This is a genomic window from Cryobacterium sp. TMS1-20-1 (genome assembly GCF_004402355.1).
Classification (GTDB): Bacteria; Actinomycetota; Actinomycetes; order Actinomycetales; family Microbacteriaceae; genus Cryobacterium; species Cryobacterium levicorallinum.
In genome coordinates this window covers 149,819-169,379 of record NZ_SOGF01000018.1, presented here as the reverse complement: position 1 = coordinate 169,379, position 19,561 = coordinate 149,819, and the positions used below count along the sequence as shown (strand labels likewise).

Genomic DNA, 19,561 nt, shown 5'->3' with positions numbered 1-19,561 from the left:
CCGGTCACGCCGCGCTCTGCTCAGTGCCTGCTGCGCGGTTGGTCGCTCAGTGCCCGCAGCCTAGAACGGGTTGAGCAGTCGGTGCAGAAACTGGCGGGTGCGTTCATGTTGCGGGTGCCGCAGCAGCTGTTTCGGGTCGCCGTGCTCGACGATCGTTCCGCCGTCGACGAACGCAATCTCGTGGGCGACCTCTCGGGCGAATTCGAGTTCGTGGGTGACGATCACCATGGTCCAGCCCTCGTCGGCGAGTTCCTTGATCAGGCGCAGCACGTCTCCGACCAGCTCCGGATCGAGAGCGGATGTCGGCTCGTCGAATAACAGCACCTGCGGACGCAGGGCGAGTGCCCGAACGATTCCGACCCGCTGTTGTTGGCCGCCGGAGAGCTCGAACGGGAAGCTGTCCCGCTTGTCGGTCAGCCCGACCCGCTCGAGGAGGGCGAGTGCTTCGGCGGTCACCTCGGCGGCCGGGCGTCGCTGCACGATTACCGGTCCCTCGATCACGTTCTGCAACACCGTTTTGTGCGGGAACAGGTTGTAGTGCTGGAAGACCATCGCCGACCGGTCGCGCAGGCTGGCCAACTCTTTCGGTGAGGTTTTCGCCGCAAAATCGATGGTCAACGGTGCGGCCGAGCGCTCGCCCCGGCCGGCAGCTGAACCGCCCGGACCCCGGTCACTCGCGCTGGCGACGGCGACGTCGATCGTGCCGCCGTCGGGTAGTTCCAAACCGTTCAAGCAGCGCAAAATGGTGGTCTTGCCTGAGCCTGACGGTCCGATCAGCGCGAGCACCCGGCCGCGGCCCACGGTGAGGTCCACCGATTCCAGTACTCGGTTGCTGCCAAAACTTTTCTGCAGGCCTCGCACGCGCAGCAGGGGAGCGGCATCCGTTTCGCCGGCGGCAAAGCCGGGCGAGAGATCAGCGGGCGACATAGCGGTCCAATCGTTTTTCGAGAAAACCCTGGCCGGTGGAAAGCACGAGGCAGATGACCCAGTAGATCAGGGCTGCTTCAAGGTAGATCAGCATGAATTCCTGGCTGAAAGCCGCGATCTGCTGCGCCTCACGAAACAGCTCGGTGACCAGGATCGTGGAGGCCAGCGAGGTGTCCTTCACCAGGCTGATGAAGGTGTTCGACAGCGGCGGCACCGAGACCCGGGCTGCCTGCGGCAGGATGATGCGGGTGAGAGCCCGACGGTGCGACATGCCGATCATGTAGGCCGCTTCCCACTGGCCCTTGGGTACCGAGAGAATCGCAGCCCGAATGACCTCGGCCGCGTAGCCACCCACATTGATCGAGAAGGCGACCACAGCGCTCGGCCACGGATCGATCGTAACGCCGATCGACGGCAGCCCGTAGAAGATCACAAACAGTTGCACCAGCAGCGGAGTGCCGCGCACGATCGAGATGTAGCCGCGCGCGATTCCGGACAGCCATCGGCGGGTCGACAACCGCATCAATGCCAGTGCAACCGCGAGCACGAGCCCGATCGCGAACGACATCAGGGCAAGCGGAATCGTGCCGCGCACCGCGCCGTCGAACATTGGCCACAGCGAGCTGAGGAACAAATCCCAATCAGGTTGGATCATCGACGTGTCGGTTTACTGGCTGACGTCGGCGCCGAAGTACTTGTCCGAGAGCTCGGCCAGCGTGCCGTCGGCGCTGAGGGTGGCGAGCGCTTCGCTCACGGCGTCGGCCAGGGCCGTGCCGTCCTTGGCGAAGGCGAACGCGCTCTCCGAGCGCTCCTCGGTCTCGGCGGCGATCTTCAGGTTGTCGGCGCCGTTGGTCTTCTGGTAATCGAGGAAGGTCAGCTTGTCGTTGACCGTGGCATCCACTCGGCCCTGTTCGACCAGGGCGACCGACTGGGCCCAGCCCTCAACGCCCTCAACGGTGGCGCCACTCTCAGTAGCGAGGGTGTTCCAGTTGCTGGTCAACGACTGCGCGGTTGTCTTGCCGTCGAGGCTCGCGAACGAGGTGATCGAGGTGTTGTCGGACGTAACTACGATGACGCCGGTGGAGTAGGTATACGGCGTGGAGAACTTGTAGGCGGCCAGGCGTTCCGGCGTGATGGACACCTGGTTGGCGATGGTGTCCCAGCGGCCAGCGGTGAGGCCGGCGAAGATGGCGTCCCACTGGGTTTCTTCAAACTTGGCGTCAACGCCGAGCTCGGCGGCGACGGCGCGAGCGACTTCGACGTCATAACCGGTCAGTTCGCCGGATCCGTCTTCGTGGAACGAGAACGGCCGGTAGGTTCCCTCGGTGCCGATCACGAGGGTGCCGGCGTCGAGCACACTGCTGAGCGAATTGTCGGTTCCGGTCGTGCTGTCCGCTACGTTGTCGGCGCTGGAGGCCGAGCAGCCGGTCAGGGTGAGGGCGACGATGGAAAGCAAAGCGGCCGGAATGAATCTGAGCTTCATGAAAAACGCCTAACGAACTAGTGGGGGTGAGCACGGGTCGTGCGGGTGCTGCCCCAGAATGTGCGGAGGCCGCGAGTAGTGGCTTCCTCAGCGTAACAAGGCGCTGGCGGGCTCGAATATTCCGGTTACGCCCGATGGCAGCGCTGGTTGGCTACGAAAGCAGCGCTTGTCGGCCACGACGCAACGCCCAGCGGCTACGAGCGCAGTGCGAGCGTGAACGGCAGCACGGCCGAGGCGCCGTGCTGGCGCAGCACGCGGGCCGCCACGGTCACGGTCCACCGGCTGTCGGCGAGATCGTCGATGAGCAGAATAGGGCGCCCGGCGAACCCCGCGAGCGCTTCGGCGAGGTCGGGCCCCACCATGAAGCGGTCCCAGACGCTGGACAGCCGGTAGGCGCTGTTTCCGCCCGGCTCGCCGGTCGGGCCGCCGTTCGCCCAGTCCAGGGCGCCCAGCCAGGGCAATTGGCCGACCTCGGACAACGACCGGGCCACCGAATCGATCAGAAGCGGATGCTGCCGCGACGGCATCGAGACAATAGCCGCCGGTCGATCGGCCCACCCCCACTCAGCGAGCACCCGCACACAGGCGGCCAGCATGGCCGGCGGGGCGGCAGCATCGGCTGCACCGGTGGCGAAGAGATCTCGCAGGGGGCCGCCCCAGCCGAGGTCGGTCAGCCGGGCCAGCGCGCGGCCGGGTTCGGCGCGTTCGGTGAGGGGGATCTTGCCGGTGGCCGCGACGCCGAGGCTGCTCATGCCGGTGGGCCATTGGGCGCGTACGTCGATCGCGACGCCCACCCGGTCGAGCGATTGCGCGGCCGTGGTGGCTGCTCCCTCGGCCAGGTCGACCGGATACCAAGAGCCCTGGCAGTTGTCGCAGCGGCCGCAGGGCACGGCGGTATCGTCGTCGAGGGCGCGTTGCAGAAATTCCATGCGGCAGCCGGTGGTGCTCTCGAATTCAAGCATCGCCCGCTGTTCGCCGAGCCGCGCGGCGGCGATGCGTTCGTAGCGTTCGGAGTCGTAGACCTAGGGCTGCCCGGTGGACTGCCAGCCGCCCTTGACCCGGTGCACGGCGCCGTCGACGTCGAGCACCTTGAGCAGCAGTTCGAGCGGGGTGCGCCGAAGGTCGACCCTGGCCTCGAGCGCCGGTGTCGACAGGGGTGCGCCGGCAGCTTCGAGCGCGCCGATCACGGCGAGGGCCTTGGCCTGATTGGGCATCGAAGCGGTCGCGAAATAGTGCCAGATCGCCTCGTCCTCGGTGCCGGGCAACAGCAGCACGTCGGCCGAGGCGGTGGCACGACCGGCACGTCCCACCTGCTGGTAGTACGCAACAGGGGAGGAAGGCGCCCCCAGATGCAGCACGAAACCGAGGTCGGGTTTGTCGAATCCCATGCCGAGGGCGCTCGTGGCGATGAGCGCCTTGACCTGGTTGGTCTTGAGTAGCCCCTCGGACTCTTCGCGCTCAGCCGTATCGGTTTGCCCGGTGTAGGCGCGCACCGCGTGGCCGGCCTCACGCAGCAGCCGGGCGGTGTCTTCGGCCGCCGCCACGGTGAGGGTGTAGATGATGCCGCTACCGGGCAGATCGCCGAGGTGGCTGAGCAGCCAGGCCAGTCGAGCACGCGAGTCGGGCAGGCGCAGCACGCCGAGGCGCAGCGAAGATCGGGCGAGCGGGCCGCGAATCGTGACGACCTCTGCGGCGCCAGTGCCGGCACCAAAACCAGCGGCGACCATACCCACCTGCTCCGCGACATCCTGCACGACCCGGCTGTTGGCGGTCGCCGTCGTGGCGAGCACCGGCACCCCTGTCGGCATCTGGGCGATCAGGTCGCGCAGGCGACGGTAGTCCGGGCGAAAGTCGTGGCCCCAGTCCGAGATGCAGTGTGCTTCATCGACCACGAGCAGGCCGACGCGGGCGATCAAAGCGGGCAGCTGCTCATCGCGGAAAGACGGATTGTTCAGCCGTTCGGGCGACACCAGCAGCACGTCAACCTCGTCGGCATCGAGCTGACGCAGCACGTCGGCCCACTCGTGCGCGTTCGACGAGTTGATCGACACCGCTCGTACCCCGGCTCGCGCCGCCGCGGCAACCTGGTCGCGCATCAGTGCGAGCAGCGGCGAGACCAGAATGGTCGGGCCGGCGCCCTGGCGTCGCAGCAGCAGGGTCGCCACAAAATACACGGCCGATTTGCCCCACCCGGTGCGCTGCACGACGAGTGCGCGGCGGCGCTGGTCGACCAGGGTTTCGATCGCCTCGTACTGGCCGTCGTGCCAGGAGGCGTCGTCCCGACCCACCAGGGTGCGCAGAATGGCCAGAGCGGATGCGCGGGTGTCGGTCATCCTTCAAGGGTGCCAGATACCACCGACAGTCCCGCCCGCCCTCGGGTTTGCGGGTGCGGAATGCTGCTCGACGCACTGAAAATCGCCGGGAAAGCCCATTCCGGTCGGGCGTCCGTGCGCGTGCTGTTCTGTCATCGCTAGACCCTGGTCGGTGGGTATCTGTGTGGCGGGGGCACGCTCCCGCGCCCTTCCGATCTGGTTATGCGTCCTGGGATTAGTCGCCGGCCTTCGGCTCGTGATGCTCATGGCTGGCCCGTTCCTGACGGCAGCAGGTATCGACTTCCCCGGTTTTCTTTGGGTTGCCTCCCTGGCACTGATCCCGCTGGGAATGCTGTGGTGGCTGGGGCTCGGCGTTGTGCTGCTGTTCAAGTCCCACCACGGCGGATAGGGGCCGGTCGATCCGGCAGCACGACAACGATTCGCTGACCAAGCAGCCGCAGAACCCGTTCGATAGATTGTCGAACACCGGTCCAGCGTGCGTGTCGTGGGGCATCCGTCAGTTTTGAGCGACATCGCTCAGTAGGCTCGGTGGGTGAACGTGATTCAGGAGATCGAGACGCGGCTGCCGGAACAGGCGGTCGTCGGTTTTCGCCGACTCATCGGCCAGGCCCGGGTCAAAGACCCGATCCTGCTGCAGGAACGAGCCATGGCACGCATGGTCGCGCAAGCGCAGTGGATTTTGAACCGGGTCGGCACCGACGGCATCCGTTTGACTCAGGCCGGACACCTGCCGCCGGCCGTCGTCGTGGAGGCAGCCGCCGCGCTCGACTGGGGCTGGCCGATCAGCGTCAACCGCGAAGTCCACTTGAGCCCGCTGCAGGAGCTGCGCGGGCACCTGCGCGATGTCGGGTTGCTGCGCATCAGCAAGGGGATGCTGCTGCTCACCAAGAAGGGTCGCGCCCTTGCCGGGAATCCGCGCGAACTGTGGTGGCACCTCGCCCGCACCATCCACCACAGCCGCACTCCCGCAGTCAGCGACGCCACCCGACTGCTGCTGCTGTTCGTCGCGACCCGCGGCCTCACCCGACGCGAAGACTATCTGGTGACCCTCGCGCGCGCGCTCGGCTCACTCGGCTGGGTGCAGTCCGACGGTCAGGAACCGACGACGGACTCGGTCTGGCACCTCGTCGACACCAAGTGGCGCCTGCTCAACCGGCTCAGCGTGTTCGAGCAGACCGATGCCTGGCACGGCGACCGCAGCGCTGTCACCGTTGGCGGCGCGGCTTTCGCCCGAGCGGCCCTGCAATCCGAGGCGCCGGTCGCCGGGTAGATCACGCCCACGGCATCCGCTGCCCGACCTGAGTGGTTGGATGGAGGAATGGATGCAACGCCCGACTACATCACCGATTTCACTGCTTTTCTGCAAGCCTCACCGTCGTCGTACCACGCCGCAGCCGAGGTGGCCCGGCGCCTCGACGCGGCCGGTTTCACCCGGCTGAGCGAGTCAGACAACTGGATCGATGCTGCAGAGCGTTGCTACATCGTGCGTGACGGAGCCGTGATCGCCTGGTCCCAGCCGGCCAACGCCGGGCCCACCACGCCGTTCCGCATCCTCGGCGCGCACACCGACTCCCCGGGGTTCAAGCTCAAGCCCAAACCCACGATCGGCGCACACGGCTGGCTGCAGGCCGGCGTCGAGGTCTACGGCGGGCCCCTGCAGAACTCCTGGCTCGACCGCGAGCTCGAGCTCGCCGGCCGGCTGGTCACCCGCGATGGCGTTGAGCATCTGGTGCGCACCGGACCGTTCCTGCGTATCCCGCAGCTCGCGGTGCACCTCGACCGCGAGGTTAATAACGGCCTGACCCTCGACAAGCAACGCCACCTCACGCCGGTCTTCGGCGTCGGCGATGCCGCCGAGGCCGACCTGCTGGCTCATCTGGCCAGTCTGGCCGGTCTTCGGGCAGCGGATGTCGCCGGTTACGACATTCTCACCGCAGACACCAACCCTCCGGCCACGTTCGGTCTCGGCCAGGAGCTGTTTGCCGGCGGGCGCCTCGACAACCTCACCTCGGTGTACGCCGGGCTGCGCGCCCTGATCCTGACGAGCGAGCACGCCACCGGCCCGATCAGCGTACTGGCCGCCTTCGACCACGAAGAGCTCGGCTCGCAGTCCCGCTCCGGCGCGAGCGGACCGCTGCTCGATGACATTCTCACCCGGATCGGCGCCGGTCTCGGCGCATCCGTTTCGGAGCGGTTGCAGGCCTACGCCGAGTCCTGGTGCCTCTCCGCCGACGCCGGACATGCCGTGCACCCGAACTACCCCGAGCGCCACGACCCGGCGAACGTGCCCATTCTCGGCGGCGGCCCGCTACTGAAAATCAATGCCAACCAGCGTTACGCAACGGATGCCCATGGCGCGGCCCTGTGGGCGCGCACCTGCGCCCAGGCGGGCGTCGAGTACCAGGAATTCGTCTCCAACAACACGGTTCCCTGCGGTTCGACCATCGGACCACTGACCGCGACCCGGCTCGGCATCCGCGTCGTCGACGTCGGCGTGCCGTTGTTGTCGATGCACTCAGCGCGGGAACTCTGCCACGTCAACGATCCCCAAGCGCTCAGCGCGGCTACGGCTGCGTTCTTCGTGCCCGAGGCGTAACCGGACCCGGTCCGGACGGCACCCATTCGAGGGCTGGGTCAGGAGCGGGTGCTGATAGGGCGAGGGCTGGGGCGACGGTGTATCCGCTGTCGCCCGCCCCGACGACGTCGATCTGCACGCCGATGAAGTCACTACCGCAGTGCTCGATCACGGTTTGTGGAATGCCTTCCGGCGCCAGGGCCTGATCTTACCGAGTAACAGTCGATCGAGGCCCGCGCGGAGGCTACGTCTCGGGAGCGAGCTGGTCGGAGCGTGTGATGCGCGCCAGACGTGCGCGGGCAGCATCCTCTGAGGTCGACGAAGGGCCGAGCAGGGTGCGCACGACGCCCAGAACGAGGCGGGTGGCCCAGAGGGAGGGCAGTCGGGAGCGTTTCAGACCGAGCATGTCGCGATACTCGCGGGGGATCGAGGCGACGGCCCCGGCGAACATGATGCGGTAAAAGGGCAGCATGCCACGGCTGAGCGGCGGGTAGCGGATGAATCGCACCGCCTCGGCCACGCGGGCGTCGCTTTTCAGGGTTCCGGCGCTGCGAAAGGCCTCCAGCTGGGCGGCGAGTTCACTGGCCGAATGTGGAGCATTTTGCACGCCGATCAGCTCGCCGGCCGTGGCCCATTCGTTGACGTAGCCGTCGGCACCGCCGGGAATGGCGTCGCCCCAAAGCAGGTGGGCCTGCAGGAAGGCGTCGGTGAAGACCACGTGCACCCACGAGAGAAGCTCGGGGTCACCCGCGGTGTACGGCCGTTCCTGGCCCCGCGCATCGAGGTAGGTTCCGGCGACGCGTTCGTGAAAGTGAGCCACCCGGCCCGATTCGCGCTGAGCCACCACCGTGTCCGCGAAGGTCACGGTGACGAGCCACTGAATCGTTCCCGACAGGCGGCCGAGCGGGTCTTCGTGATAGCGCGACCAGTCGTGCACCCCGGCCATCGCGCCCGGGTGCAGCGTCTGCATGAGCAGGGCCCGAATGCCGGCGACCATGGTCGCCATTCCGCCGTGCACCGCCCAGGCCGCGCTGCCCGGGCCGAAGTACCCGGCGTCGTCGCCCGTCGCGATCTGGCCGACCCATTTCGGCCGGCCTTCGCTGTTGCCCGACAGCGTCACCAGAAGGTGCGAGCGCCAGCTGTCCAAAAATTTGCCCATCTTCGGATGGTAGCCCTGCCCTGCTGGACGCTCGCCGCGAGTGCGGCAGCGCTGGCGTTACGTATCGCGAGTTCTGCGGATTTTACGTTGAGTTTGTCGTGCTGTCGCGGTATGGATTGCAGGCTCTGTCGAATCCGTCCTTGGTGGTGGTGGTGGTGGCGACGATTGGCCATTAGCCACCGCAGCGAGGTCAACCGTCGCAATGAAAGTAGGTTCAAGCTCCGTGAGAAAGCCGATGCGGAGGGCGCGGAGCTGGGTGATGTGGGTGATGGTCATGATGAGTCTCCTCGGTTAGGCGTTGCTGTCGGCATAGCGGGTAACAGTGCACGTTTCGTCGGGCTGGGTGTCGACACGGCCCTCGCCGGTCAGCCCGAAGGCTGGCCGACCCTGGCTCCTACAGTTCGGCGGCGTCGGTCGCGTCGGTGATGATCCGCGCCCCGAATTCTTTGATGAGGCGGTGGCATCCGGCCCTGCTGGTGGGTGAGGTGGCCAGGCCGGGGACGGCGCCGAACGGGTTCCCAGCGCGGCAGTGTGACCGGTGGTGTTCAGCGAACCAGAACGCCACTCCGTCTTCACCACGAGCGTCGTCGTACTGCCGGCGGCGATCAACCGTCTTGGCATCCGGAATCTTCGGACTAGAAAGTCCAGACCCGCTGGAGCAGGTCGGTGACGATCTGCTCTAATCAGCTGCGCTGAGCCGGATCGAGCCTGACCATCAGAGCAGAACGCTCGGGTCACCACGCCGTCACAACCCACGCAGACCGGTCGATTGAGGATTAGGTGGGGATTAGACTAATCGCATCGATCCAGGGCGTGGTCGCGCAAGGAGGTCGCGGGTGCCGATTACGCGGACCGTGCTGGAAGTCGCCGAGCAGTATCCGGACCAGCTGGCGATCGTTGCAGCTGATATTCGGCTCACGTATGCGCAACTCGTTGAGGATTCCCGGTACATGTTCGCCGCCGTGGAGGAGCTTCACCGGAGGCAGCACACGCCGCCCGTACCCGCCGCTGAAACCGGCGGCATCCCGATCACGGCCGTAAGCATCGCATCAGCGTTCCATACGGCACGCATCATCGCGGGGCTCGCGGGGTTCCGCGCTGTGTCGGCGACTATCGACCCACGGTGGCCGCTGGAGCACAGGGTCGGCGTCATTCTTGCCACGGGAATCGGTGTGGTGATCAGTGATGCTACCGACCTTGCGGATGCCCTCGCCGCGCGCGGCTGGACCGGTACGATCCAGCCGCTGGCCGACTTCATGCAGCGCGAGGCATCTGCCACGGCGGCGGCAGCACCGACGGTGCGGCACGGCAACGAGCCTTTCCTCCTCTTGTTCTCTTCGGGCACGACGAGCAACCCCAAGGCATTCCTGAAGACGCGGCACCAGTACCGCGAGAACTTCGCGATCTCCAGTGCGCACCTGGAACCACGGCCCGGCGTCGCAACGCTCGCGCCCGGCCCAGTGTCGTACAGCCTCACCCTCTACGCGCTGATCGAGTGCCTCGCCTCCGGAGGCACCGCGCACATGGCGGACGTGTTCAATCCGCTGGAAATGGCCGCGCGCATCCTCTACGAGAAGATCACCCGCGTCGTTACGGTCCCTGCCGTCGTGCAGGCACTGGTGAATGCCGCCCGTCGTGACCCCGCCCGCTTCACCACGCTCGAACTGATCGTCACTGGCGGCGCGAATCTACCCGCCGTTCTTCGTGCGGGTTTGGCCGACGTGCTGCCCGATGTACGGCTGATCAGTTATTACGGTGCAGCTGAGATCGGGTTCATCGGTGACAGCCGTGACGGTGACGGCACAACTATCAACATCTACGATGGTGTGAAGGCGAGTATTCGCGACAAGGATGGCGCCGAGCTGCCCGACGGCGAGCCCGGCACGCTGTGGATCCGGGCCGCCGCTTGCTCCGACGGTTACATCGCCGGTACGACAAATGCCGTGCTGAAGGGCTCCGACGGCTGGTCAACCGTACATGACCACGGCCGGCTGGTCGACGGTGCGTTGGTTCTGGTGGGCCGCGCCGGAGACATCGCCGTCACCGGCGGACACAAGGTGGCGTTACCGGAGGTGGAACGCGCATTCGAGGGGATACCGCGCCTGGGCGCGATTTGCGCCGTGGCGCTTCCTCATGAACGGCTGGGCACTGTCATCGCCCTCGTCATCGAGGGTGAAACACCAAACAAGGGCCAGCTACTCACGCACGCGCGGCACAACCTGGCCCCGCAATTCGTCCCACGCCGTTGGTACTGGGTCGAGCGGCTGCCGCGCACAATCGGCGGAAAGATTCGCCGCGCCGCCACCGCGCAGCTCGTCGCGCGGGGAGAGGCCGTGCGGCTGTGAGCGATCGGCGCCGCGTGGTCATCACCGGGCTCGGGGCGATCACCCCGAGCGGCTTGGATGTGCCGACGATGTGGGATGCCGTCCGCCACGGCCGCAGCGCCATTACGACACTTGACGATCCCGAATTCGCCGACCTGGCCGTGCGCATCGGCGGACAAGTGCACGGGTTCGAGGTATCCAGCGTCCTCGCACCGAGCCTTGCCCGTCGGCTGAGCCGCAGCCAACACTGGGCCGTCGCGGCCGCTGACCAGGCGCTGGCGCAGGCAGGCTGGACGCCCGGAACCGGCGAGATGCCGTGGGACCCGCACCGATTCGCGGTGATCGCCGCCACGGGCTCCGGACCGGTCAACGCCATGCAGCACGCCACCCGCGCCCTCGACGAGCGCGGCCCCCGAGCAGTGCCACTGACCCTCGCGATCTACGGTGTACCCGACGCAGCGGCGGCCCTACTCAGCCAGCGCTACCAGGCATTCGGGCCGGCACAGAGCGTATCGGCGACGTGCGCGAGCGGCGCGATCGGTCTCGGGGAGGCGCTGCGTCGCATCCGCCACGGCTACGCCGACGCAGTCCTCGTCGTCGGTGTCGAGGACTGCCTGAACCCGGTAAATCTCGCATCGAACGCGAACATACGCGCCCTGGCAGCTGGGTACGAGCATGATCCCGCCGCCGCATCCCGCCCCTTCGATCGGGCACGCTCCGGCTTCGTAATGTCGGCCGGGGCCGCTGCCATCCTTCTCGAGTCCGAGGAGGGCGCGCGCACCCGCCGGGCTACCGTGTTAGCCCAGCTGGCCGGTTTCGGGGCGGCCAGCGATGCGTACCACCCGACCGCACCGCATCCACAAGGTCGAGGAGCGGCGCAAGCTGTGCGAGTCTGCCTTGCCGACGCCGGCGTCACGCCAGATGCCGTCGACCACATCAACGCACACGGCACCGGAACACCGACCGGTGATGCCGCCGAACTGAACGCGATGGATGCCGCGCTCGGTGATCGAGCTCGCAGCATCCCGATCAGCGCAACCAAGTCCAGCACAGGCCACCTCCTCGGCGCGTCCGGGGTGGTGGAGGCAATCATCGCCGTGCAGTCGTTGCGTGACGAGACACTGCCGCCCACTCGCAACCTCGACGACCTCGAGTTCGCGGGCTGGGATATCGTGGCCGGCAAGGCCCGCCGACAGCGTGTTGACACGGTGCTGTCGAACTCGTTCGGGTTCGGCGGCCACAACGGCGCTGTACTGATCAGACGCGCCAATGCATGACGAAGGAGCAGACATGTCAGATCGGGAAACCCGACACGCAGAGCTGGCCTCGACGTACCTGCCCGACGACCTGTTGGGCCGTTTCCGCGCGCGGGCCGAGATCTACGATCGGGAAAACCGCTTCTTCGATGAGGACCTCGCCGAGCTCACAGCGCAAGGCTATCTCACCCTGTTTGTGCCGGAGGAGTTCGGCGGCGCGGGTCTGAGCCTCAACGAAGTATCTCGGCTGCAGCAGCGTCTGGCCACGGCAGCGCCCGCGACGGCCCTCGCCGTAAACATGCACCTGATGTGCGTCGGGGTAGTACGTGCGATGTTCGAGCGCGGCGACCGGTCGCTGACGTACGTGTTCGACGAGGCGATGGCCGGTGAGATCTTCGCGTTCGGGGTGAGCGAGCCAGCCAACGACTGGGTACTGCAGGGGTCGAACACCGTTGCTCAGCCGCAAGAGGACGGCGGTTATCTGCTGACCGGGGTGAAGGTTTTCACCTCACTGTCGCCGGTATGGACGCGCCTGATCACCCACGGGCTGGACAGCACCGATGCCGACAACCCGAGGCTCGTGTACGGGTTCATCGAGCGGAGCGCGGAGGGTATCAGCGTGTCGGACCAGTGGGACGTGCTCGGTATGCGCGCGTCGCAGAGCCGTGCGACGATCCTGAAGAACGTGCGGATGCGGCCGGAGAAGGTCGCTCGCAGAATTCCGACGGGGCGATACCCCGATCTGTTGACGTTCGCGATCACGAGTAACTTTCAACTGCTGATCGGGGCTGTGTACACGGGTGTCGCGCGCCGTGCGCTGGATCTGGGCGCCGCGGGGCTGAAAAGCCGGAAGTCGGCCAAGAACGGCACTACCTACGCCCAGGTTCCGGAGTTCCGGGCACGCCTGGCCGACGCCCTCATGGCGTACATGGCCGTGCCCGCGCAGTTGGATGCCCACACTCGCGACTTCGACGACCTCATCGACCACGGCGCAGGCTGGCCGCTGCGTCTGGTCAGCGCGCGCATCAACGCATCCAACGTGGCCCGGCACGCGACCGAGACCGCGCTAATGTGCGCAAGTGGCAGCGGATTCAACAACAGCTCCGAGCTTAACCGCCTGTTCCGGGATGCTACGGCCGGGCTGTTCCATCCGCCGAGTGCCGACGCCGCCCGACCGATGTACGCGGCCGCATTACTCGACGAGCCCACCGTTGCGTGACGGGCTTCGTCCGCCAAAGCTGATCCCTGTTCGCTGGTCATTCCATTGTCCTGCCAACTCGATTGAGGCGGGGTGCAATCTCCCCCGGCAGATCAAACCGGACGAGATCGTGGCATTCTCGGCACGAATAGGGCCGGGAAAATCACGATCATCACGATGGCCGCGACTCTTCTGCAGCCAACCCACGGGAGAACGTGAATTTCATTGCCGACCTCCGGGGACACCAACAGCAAACGTAGAAGTCTGCTCAACTCGGACTGGAACTGGAAGGGGTGAATTTTAGACGATTAGTCATGAAACAGATTCTTCTTATCTCTGTCTCAATTCACCATACGAGCGCAAGTCTCTGGAGACCGTCACCCGCGTGCTCCACGGCGTCATCATCGACTATTGCGGAACGAACTCTTTAGGAAAAGTAGAGGTAGCATGACTGACAATTTCTACTCCAACCCGGCCGCCAGACGGTGGCGAACGGATGCTGTGGACGACTCGATCCTGCAATTCCACCGCAGCCTGCCCGACTACCGGCCGAGCCCGCTCACGGAGGTTTCCGCCCTGGCCGACGAGTTGAGGGTCGGCCGTGCGTTCGTGAAAGACGAATCGTTCCGATTCGGCCTGCCGGCGTTCAAGATGATGGGCGCGTCGTACGCGGTGTCCCGTGTGCTGTCGGCTCGGGTAGGGTCGCCGGATGCGGCGCTTCCGCTGGACGAGTTGCGCGACCGGCTGACCGCGCAGGCACCGTTCACCCTGGTCGCCGCGACCGACGGCAACCACGGACGCGCGGTCGCCCATATGGCGCGGCTGCTCGGCCTGCCCGCGCGCATCTTCGTCTCGAACTACCTGTCGAAGCTCCCCTGGGCGGCGATCGAATCGGAGGGTGCGGGGGTAGTTGGGGTGGACGCACCGTACGACGGCGTGGTGGCTGCCGCCCGCGCCTATGTCGAGTCGGCGGGGGAGAGTGCACTCCACATCCAGGACACCGCCTGGCCCGGCTATGAGCAGGTACCGCAGCTTATCGTCGACGGCTACTCGACCATCTTCAGTGAGGCTGACGCGCAGCTGGGGGAATTGGGGCTTCTCGCCGACCTGGTGGCGGTTCCCGTCGGTGTCGGGTCCCTGGCTGAGGCGGCCATCCGCCACTATCGCTCGCGACCGGATGGAGTCGCCGCGGTTCCGACACTGCTGAGCGTCGAACCCGAGAACGCACCATCCGTCATCGTCTCGCTGCAAGCCGGTACGCTCACCTCAGTGCCGACCTCATACACGATCATGGCCGGCCTCAACTGCGGCACGCCGTCGAGCAACTCCTGGCCATATTTGATCGACGGCCTGGATGCCGCAGTCACCGTCTCGGAGGACGACACGCGGCGCGCTGTGCACGATCTCGAGCAGCTCGGGGTGGACGCCGGCCCGTGCGGCGCGTCGTCCCTGGCTGCGATGCGCGCAATCGCAGGCGATCCGGGCAGACGCACCGCAGCGTCGCTGACTTCCGATGCCGTGGTCGTGCTGCTGAGTACAGAAAGCCGCTCGGCAAATCCGATCTGAGCCGAGGGATCCGCGTCAGGCCAGCCGGATGCCCGTCACAGGTGGCTCAGCACGTCCAGTCGAAGCTGCGCGACGACGGCGACTACGATGCAGCTGGTGACGGTGATGGTCGGCACCCAGCCGTGGACCGAGCCGAGTGTCCGAGCCATCCGCGCGTCGAAACGGCCCTGGCTTGGTTTGTGCAGGGTCACGGCCCAGAACAGCGGGACTTTCCGATCGTCTTTGAACTCCTGGGTGAAACGCCTACGTGCTGCGGTAATGCTGATCTCTACTTTCAGTAGACCCTCATTTTAAGAGGGCCCACTGTCCGAGATATCCGCAGCAGCTCACTTTGGGATTTAGTGCTCTAATGCTATTCAGGCCCGGAAGGAGGTCATCATCGAGTAGACGGTTTAGGTAACGCGTATGACGGTTGTCTCGGTCCGGGCAGCATCTGTTATCTGGGGTTAGATCAGATCGGCGTGGTGGGCCGCAGCCACGTTGGGGTGGGCGCGTAAGCGGTAGCGCAGGGCGTTGTCACCGTAGGTCGTCTCGAGAATGGGGCTGTTGGTCGGGTCGGCAGAGAGCCCGCGGGCCTCGCGAGTCAGACTCTCGTCGAGCTGCAGTCGCGGCATTACGGTGTCGAGTGAAGGGTTGAAGAAGAACGGCACGGAGATGCGGTCGGACCCGTCTTCAGGGGAGAAAACGCGGTGCAGGGTCGCCTTGAGGTAGCCATCCGTTGCCAGTTCGAGCATTTCGCCGATGTTCACGACGAAGGCGCCGTCGAGCGGGGGAGCGTCGATCCACTCGCCATCGTGCTCGACTTGCAGGCCGTCTTTGTCTGGTTCGACGAGCAGCAGTGTGAGAACTCCACCGTCGCGGTGCTCGCCCACGCCCTGGGCACGTACCGGTTGGCCGGGATAGCGCACGATCTTGGTCAAGAGAAACGGGTTCTCGGCGAAAGCGGCGTCAAAGACGCTCTCGGGGCTGCCGAGGGCGAGTGCCCAGGCGCGCAGCAGGCGAAGCGCGATGCGGCTCAGCTCCTCATTCCAGCGCAGGGCGACGGTCTTCAGCTCGGGCAAGGACTCCGGCCAGAGGTTCGGGCCCTCGAGGCGCCAATAGTCTGGAGTTCCGACGGCGAGGGGCACGGGCTCGCGGTCTACTCCGATATCGATTTGCTCACGCCAGTCAACGGCGTTGGCGGTGAGCTCCCCGCCAACGCGGGTATAACCGCGAAACTGGGGACTGTGGATGTTTTCCAGCTTGAGTTTCTGGTCGGCCGGCAGATCAAAGAATTTGCGGGAGACGGCGAGGAGCTCTTTCGTCAGCTGCGGGTCGACACCGTGGCCGGTCAGGTAGAAGAACCCGACCTCGTGGGTGACGCGCAGGAGTTCGGCGCGGAATACCGCAGCTTCGGCTTCGCCAGCGTCGAGTTGAGAGAAATCGAGGATCGGCAGTGAGAACACCATGGTCTAAGTCTGGCACCGAGCAGGCCACGCCGCGAATCGTGACGCCTCCGAGCCTGAGACAGGGTTATAAGTGTCGGCTGACATTCGCTTGGATGTGCGGGGTATAGCACCACTCAGCGGGACGCGGACATCGGCGGAGGCTGAGGGCAGGACTTCAGAAACGAGTGGCACCCGAAGTAGGCTGGTCAGGTTGCACAATCGATGCACCAGACGCGCGCGTACAGCGCGGGTCACCTGACTCAGGGGGCGGCACTTGACCGACAGCACGACATCCACGACCGACCGCGGCATTCCGAGCACGAACCGAAAGGTCATCGCGCTGGCCATCGCCGGTGCCCTCGGCGGGTTTCTGTTCGGCTTCGACTCCTCGGTCATCAACGGGGCCGTCAACGCGGTCCAGCAGGAATTCGGGCTGAACGCCACCCTGACCGGGTTCGCCGTGGCCTGCGCGCTGCTCGGCGCCGCGGCCGGAGCGTTCTTCGGCGGGCGCTTCGCCGACCGTTACGGCCGCATCCCCATGATGGTGGTCGGCGGCGTGGTGTTCCTGGTCAGCTCGATCGGCTCCGGCTTCGCCTTCGGCGTCGTCGACCTGATCATCTGGCGGGTGGTCGGCGGACTCGGTATTGGTCTCGCATCCGTTGTCGCACCGGCCTATATCGCCGAGATCTCACCGCGTCAGATGCGTGGGCGCCTCGGCTCGCTGCAGCAGCTCGCGATCACCCTCGGAATCTTCACCGCTCTGCTCTCCGATGCCCTGTTCGCCGAGAGCGCCGGCGGCGCCGGCAGCGAGTTCTGGTTCGGCCTCGAAGCCTGGCGCTGGATGTTCCTGGCCGGCGCGGTTCCGGCCATCGTCTACGGCGGAATCGCGTTCATCCTGCCGGAATCCCCGCGTTTTCTCATTCTGAAAGATAAAGAAGCGGATGCCCGCGCCGTCTTCACCCGGCTCTGGCCGAGCGGCGACGTCGATCGAGAGATTCGCGACATGCGACGGTCGATCGAGGTCGACGCACGATCCCAGAAATCGGGCTCGTTGCGGGGGAGTACCTTCGGGCTGAAGCCGATCGTCTGGGTCGGCATCATACTGTCGGTGTTCCAGCAGTTCGTCGGCATCAACGTGATTTTCTACTATTCGACCACCCTCTGGGAGGCCGTCGGGTTCGAAGAATCCAACTCGCTGACCATTTCGGTGATCACCTCGGTGACCAACATCCTGGTCACCCTGGTCGCGATCGCCCTGGTCGACCGGATCGGACGGCGACCGATTCTGCTCACCGGTTCCATCGGCATGACGGTGTCGCTCGCCACCATGGCTATCGCGTTCAGCCAGTCGGTGACGGTGGGTGGCGAGCTGAGCCTGCCGGGGGCGTGGGCGCCGATCGCGCTCGTTGCGGCCAACCTGTTCGTGATCTCGTTCGGCGCGTCCTGGGGTCCCGTGGTCTGGGTGTTGCTCGGGGAGATGTTCCCGAACTCGATTCGGGCCAAGGCACTCGGGCTCGCCGCGGCGGCCCAGTGGATGGCGAACTTCCTGATCACAGTCAGCTTCCCCCCGATGGCGGATGCCTCACTGCCGATCACCTACGGCCTCTACGCCCTGTTCGCCGGGTTGTCGTTCTGGTTCGTGCTGCGCAAGGTCCCCGAGACGAACGGCATGTCCCTCGAAGAGGCCGATACCCTGCTGCCGCCGAAGAACTCGGCGAAGAAGGCGGCCGCCGCCCCGGCACGCTAGCCCGGGCGCCGTCGCCCAGCCCGCTGTCGTGGCTGCAAATTTGTGATTGCGCGCCCGAAAGCTGCTCGCACGCCTGGCCTGCCGGACGCGTGAGCAGCGTCCGCTCGCGCCTGCAGGGTTCAGCCTAGGCCGTACTGGGTTAGACCCAACGCCTGAGCAGTTTTTGGCCACACGACGAGACCTACTGCGCATAAATCAGTAGTTCAGGCGACGCGTCAAGCCCCCGAAGGGGAAGTCGCACAGCCGGCGGTTTGTCGATAACTTCACAACACAAGATTGTGGAGTGTGACCATGCCCGAACGTGGATACGCCGTTATAAGTTTGAAAACCACTGGACTGTTCCCGTACCAACGGGACCGGGTCGTCGAGGTCGCCGTGGTGCACCTCGACGAGGGTGGTCACATTACTGCGCGGTGGGAGACTGTCGTCAACCCGGAAAGCAACGTGGGGGGCGCGACGAACCATGGCGTCAGCACGGCCGAGCTGCTGCGCGCACCGACGTTTGCCCAGATCGCTCCGCGCCTGGTCGATCTGCTCAGCGGACGCGTGCTGGTCACCCACAATGCCCAGTTCGTCACCGGCTTTCTGATGAGCGAGTTCGACCAGATCGGCTACGCCCCCAGTCGCGGACTCGAAGTTGTCTGCACCATGCAACTGGCCCGCAGCTACCTGCCGGGTGCCGGACGACTGCTGGTGGATTGCTGCGCGGCGTACGACATTGAGATCGAGCCCGGCCCTGGAGCACTCGTGCAGGCCGTCGCCGGTGCGAGCCTGCTGGCGGCCTATTTGCACGGTTCGCCGAGCGCTGCCCCGTGGACCGACGCGCTCGACCGGGCCGAGCTGAATGTCTGGCCGGCCCTCCCGCGCGTAACCACGGGCACTGCGCCGGTCGGCACTGCGCCGGCCTGGGTGCACCGCGACCCGACACCCACGGTTGCCTTGGCGACGCCGAGTTTTCTCGCCCGGGTGACTGTGAAGCTGCCCGACTACACCGGCCCGGAGGAGCACCTCGACTATCTCGCCCTGCTCGATCTGTGTCTGCTCGATCGCGTGCTTCTGCCTCGTGACACGCGTGAGTTGCGCATACAGGCGGAAGTCAGCGGGATCAGCCCGACCGACTGCACCGCCCTGCACCGCGGCTACTTCGAAGACCTCGTGCGCGTCGCGTGGTCGAGCGGCGCGCTGAGCATTGCCGATTCGGCCGAGCTGATCGCCGTCGCCCGCATGCTCGATGTTGCCCCTGAGGTCGTCGCGACCGCGCTGGCTACGCCCGCCTTGGCGCCGCGTCAAACGGTTACCTCCATCGACGAAGTACTGCTGGAACGCGGCGATATCGTCGTGTTGACCGGTGACATGGCCCGCGCCCGCGCCGACTGGGGCAAAGAATTGGTTGCCCGCGGACTGTCTCTGGGCACGGCGGTCACGATGCGCACCCGGCTGTTGGTCGCCGCCAACCCGGAGTCGTTCACCGGAAAGACCGGCAAGGCCCGCGACTACGGTATCCCGATCGTCTCCGAGTTCGGGCTGCGCTCGCTGATCGGCGTGCGTTGACGCGGCATCTGCTGC

The 19,561-nt window shown here is 66.0% G+C and carries 16 protein-coding genes and 1 pseudogene; 9 read left to right on the top strand and 8 right to left on the bottom strand.

The annotated features are described in order from the left end of the window. Window positions 1-60 precede the first annotated feature (60 nt). The 4 genes and pseudogenes from E3O45_RS03295 to E3O45_RS03280 form a co-directional block, all read right to left on the bottom strand. On the bottom strand, window positions 61-927 hold the full coding sequence (locus tag E3O45_RS03295) for an amino acid ABC transporter ATP-binding protein (RefSeq protein ID WP_134441687.1): 867 nt from the start codon (window positions 925-927) through the stop codon (window positions 61-63). Further along, window positions 914-1,582: an amino acid ABC transporter permease gene (locus tag E3O45_RS03290; protein WP_134441685.1), complete on the bottom strand. Its 669-nt coding sequence runs from the start codon at window positions 1,580-1,582 to the stop codon at window positions 914-916. The genes E3O45_RS03295 and E3O45_RS03290 overlap by 14 nt, the downstream gene beginning before the upstream one ends. A 12-nt stretch (window positions 1,583-1,594) precedes the next feature. Then, a complete protein-coding gene (locus E3O45_RS03285; RefSeq protein ID WP_134441683.1) occupies window positions 1,595-2,410 on the bottom strand; it encodes an amino acid ABC transporter substrate-binding protein in 816 nt (271 codons plus the stop codon). Between the two features lie 194 nt (window positions 2,411-2,604). After that, window positions 2,605-4,743: pseudogene (locus E3O45_RS03280) on the bottom strand (ATP-dependent DNA helicase RecQ). Window positions 4,744-4,978: 235 nt separating this feature from the next. Between E3O45_RS03280 and E3O45_RS17420 the strand changes: the two are divergent. The 3 genes from E3O45_RS17420 to E3O45_RS03270 all read left to right on the top strand — a co-directional run bounded on the left by E3O45_RS17420 (window position 4,979) and on the right by E3O45_RS03270 (window position 7,339). Then, complete coding sequence (locus E3O45_RS17420; protein WP_166789385.1) at window positions 4,979-5,131, top strand: hypothetical protein; 153 nt, start codon at window positions 4,979-4,981, stop codon at window positions 5,129-5,131. A gap of 144 nt (window positions 5,132-5,275) precedes the next feature. Beyond that, window positions 5,276-6,013 carry a hypothetical protein gene (locus E3O45_RS03275; RefSeq protein WP_134441681.1) on the top strand — a complete coding sequence of 246 codons (738 nt, stop codon included), beginning with the start codon at window positions 5,276-5,278 and terminating at the stop codon, window positions 6,011-6,013. Window positions 6,014-6,061: 48 nt separating this feature from the next. Further along, window positions 6,062-7,339, top strand: a complete 1,278-nt coding sequence (locus tag E3O45_RS03270) for a M18 family aminopeptidase (protein ID WP_134441679.1) — start codon at window positions 6,062-6,064, stop codon at window positions 7,337-7,339. A gap of 223 nt (window positions 7,340-7,562) precedes the next feature. Here E3O45_RS03270 and E3O45_RS03265 read toward each other — a convergent pair whose 3' ends face one another. The 3 genes from E3O45_RS03265 to E3O45_RS17415 form a co-directional block, all read right to left on the bottom strand. Next, window positions 7,563-8,477: an oxygenase MpaB family protein gene (locus E3O45_RS03265; protein ID WP_134441677.1), complete on the bottom strand. Its 915-nt coding sequence runs from the start codon at window positions 8,475-8,477 to the stop codon at window positions 7,563-7,565. 57 nt (window positions 8,478-8,534) lie between these two features. Beyond that, entirely contained in the window at window positions 8,535-8,753 is a 219-nt protein-coding gene (locus E3O45_RS03260) for a hypothetical protein (protein WP_134441675.1), read from the bottom strand. A gap of 118 nt (window positions 8,754-8,871) precedes the next feature. Beyond that, the gene (locus tag E3O45_RS17415; RefSeq protein WP_166789384.1) at window positions 8,872-9,042 is read right to left on the bottom strand and encodes a hypothetical protein; all 171 of its coding nucleotides are present in this window, start codon (window positions 9,040-9,042) and stop codon (window positions 8,872-8,874) included. Between the two features lie 271 nt (window positions 9,043-9,313). On the opposite strand from E3O45_RS17415, the gene E3O45_RS03255 reads away from it, so the two are divergent. From E3O45_RS03255 to E3O45_RS03240, 4 genes are all read left to right on the top strand, one after another. Beyond that, entirely contained in the window at window positions 9,314-10,822 is a 1,509-nt protein-coding gene (locus E3O45_RS03255) for a class I adenylate-forming enzyme family protein (RefSeq protein WP_134441673.1), read from the top strand. Then, window positions 10,819-12,078, top strand: a complete 1,260-nt coding sequence (locus tag E3O45_RS03250; RefSeq protein ID WP_134441671.1) for a beta-ketoacyl synthase — start codon at window positions 10,819-10,821, stop codon at window positions 12,076-12,078. The genes E3O45_RS03255 and E3O45_RS03250 overlap by 4 nt, the downstream gene beginning before the upstream one ends. 13 nt (window positions 12,079-12,091) lie before the next feature. Continuing rightward, on the top strand, window positions 12,092-13,276 hold the full coding sequence (locus tag E3O45_RS03245; RefSeq protein ID WP_134441669.1) for an acyl-CoA dehydrogenase family protein: 1,185 nt from the start codon (window positions 12,092-12,094) through the stop codon (window positions 13,274-13,276). Between the two features lie 426 nt (window positions 13,277-13,702). Continuing rightward, window positions 13,703-14,821, top strand: coding sequence for a pyridoxal-phosphate dependent enzyme (locus E3O45_RS03240; RefSeq protein WP_134441667.1), 1,119 nt, complete (start codon window positions 13,703-13,705; stop codon window positions 14,819-14,821). Window positions 14,822-15,267: 446 nt separating this feature from the next. Here the strand turns inward: E3O45_RS03240 and E3O45_RS03235 are convergent, their stop codons facing one another. Continuing rightward, complete coding sequence (locus tag E3O45_RS03235) at window positions 15,268-16,269, bottom strand: isopenicillin N synthase family oxygenase (protein ID WP_134441666.1); 1,002 nt, start codon at window positions 16,267-16,269, stop codon at window positions 15,268-15,270. Between the two features lie 253 nt (window positions 16,270-16,522). On the opposite strand from E3O45_RS03235, the gene E3O45_RS03230 reads away from it, so the two are divergent. Together E3O45_RS03230 and E3O45_RS03225 are read left to right on the top strand one after the other, a co-directional pair. Continuing rightward, a complete protein-coding gene (locus E3O45_RS03230) occupies window positions 16,523-17,995 on the top strand; it encodes a sugar porter family MFS transporter (RefSeq protein ID WP_134441664.1) in 1,473 nt (490 codons plus the stop codon). 291 nt (window positions 17,996-18,286) lie between these two features. Beyond that, window positions 18,287-19,546, top strand: coding sequence for an exonuclease domain-containing protein (locus E3O45_RS03225; protein WP_134441662.1), 1,260 nt, complete (start codon window positions 18,287-18,289; stop codon window positions 19,544-19,546). Window positions 19,547-19,561 lie beyond the last annotated feature (15 nt).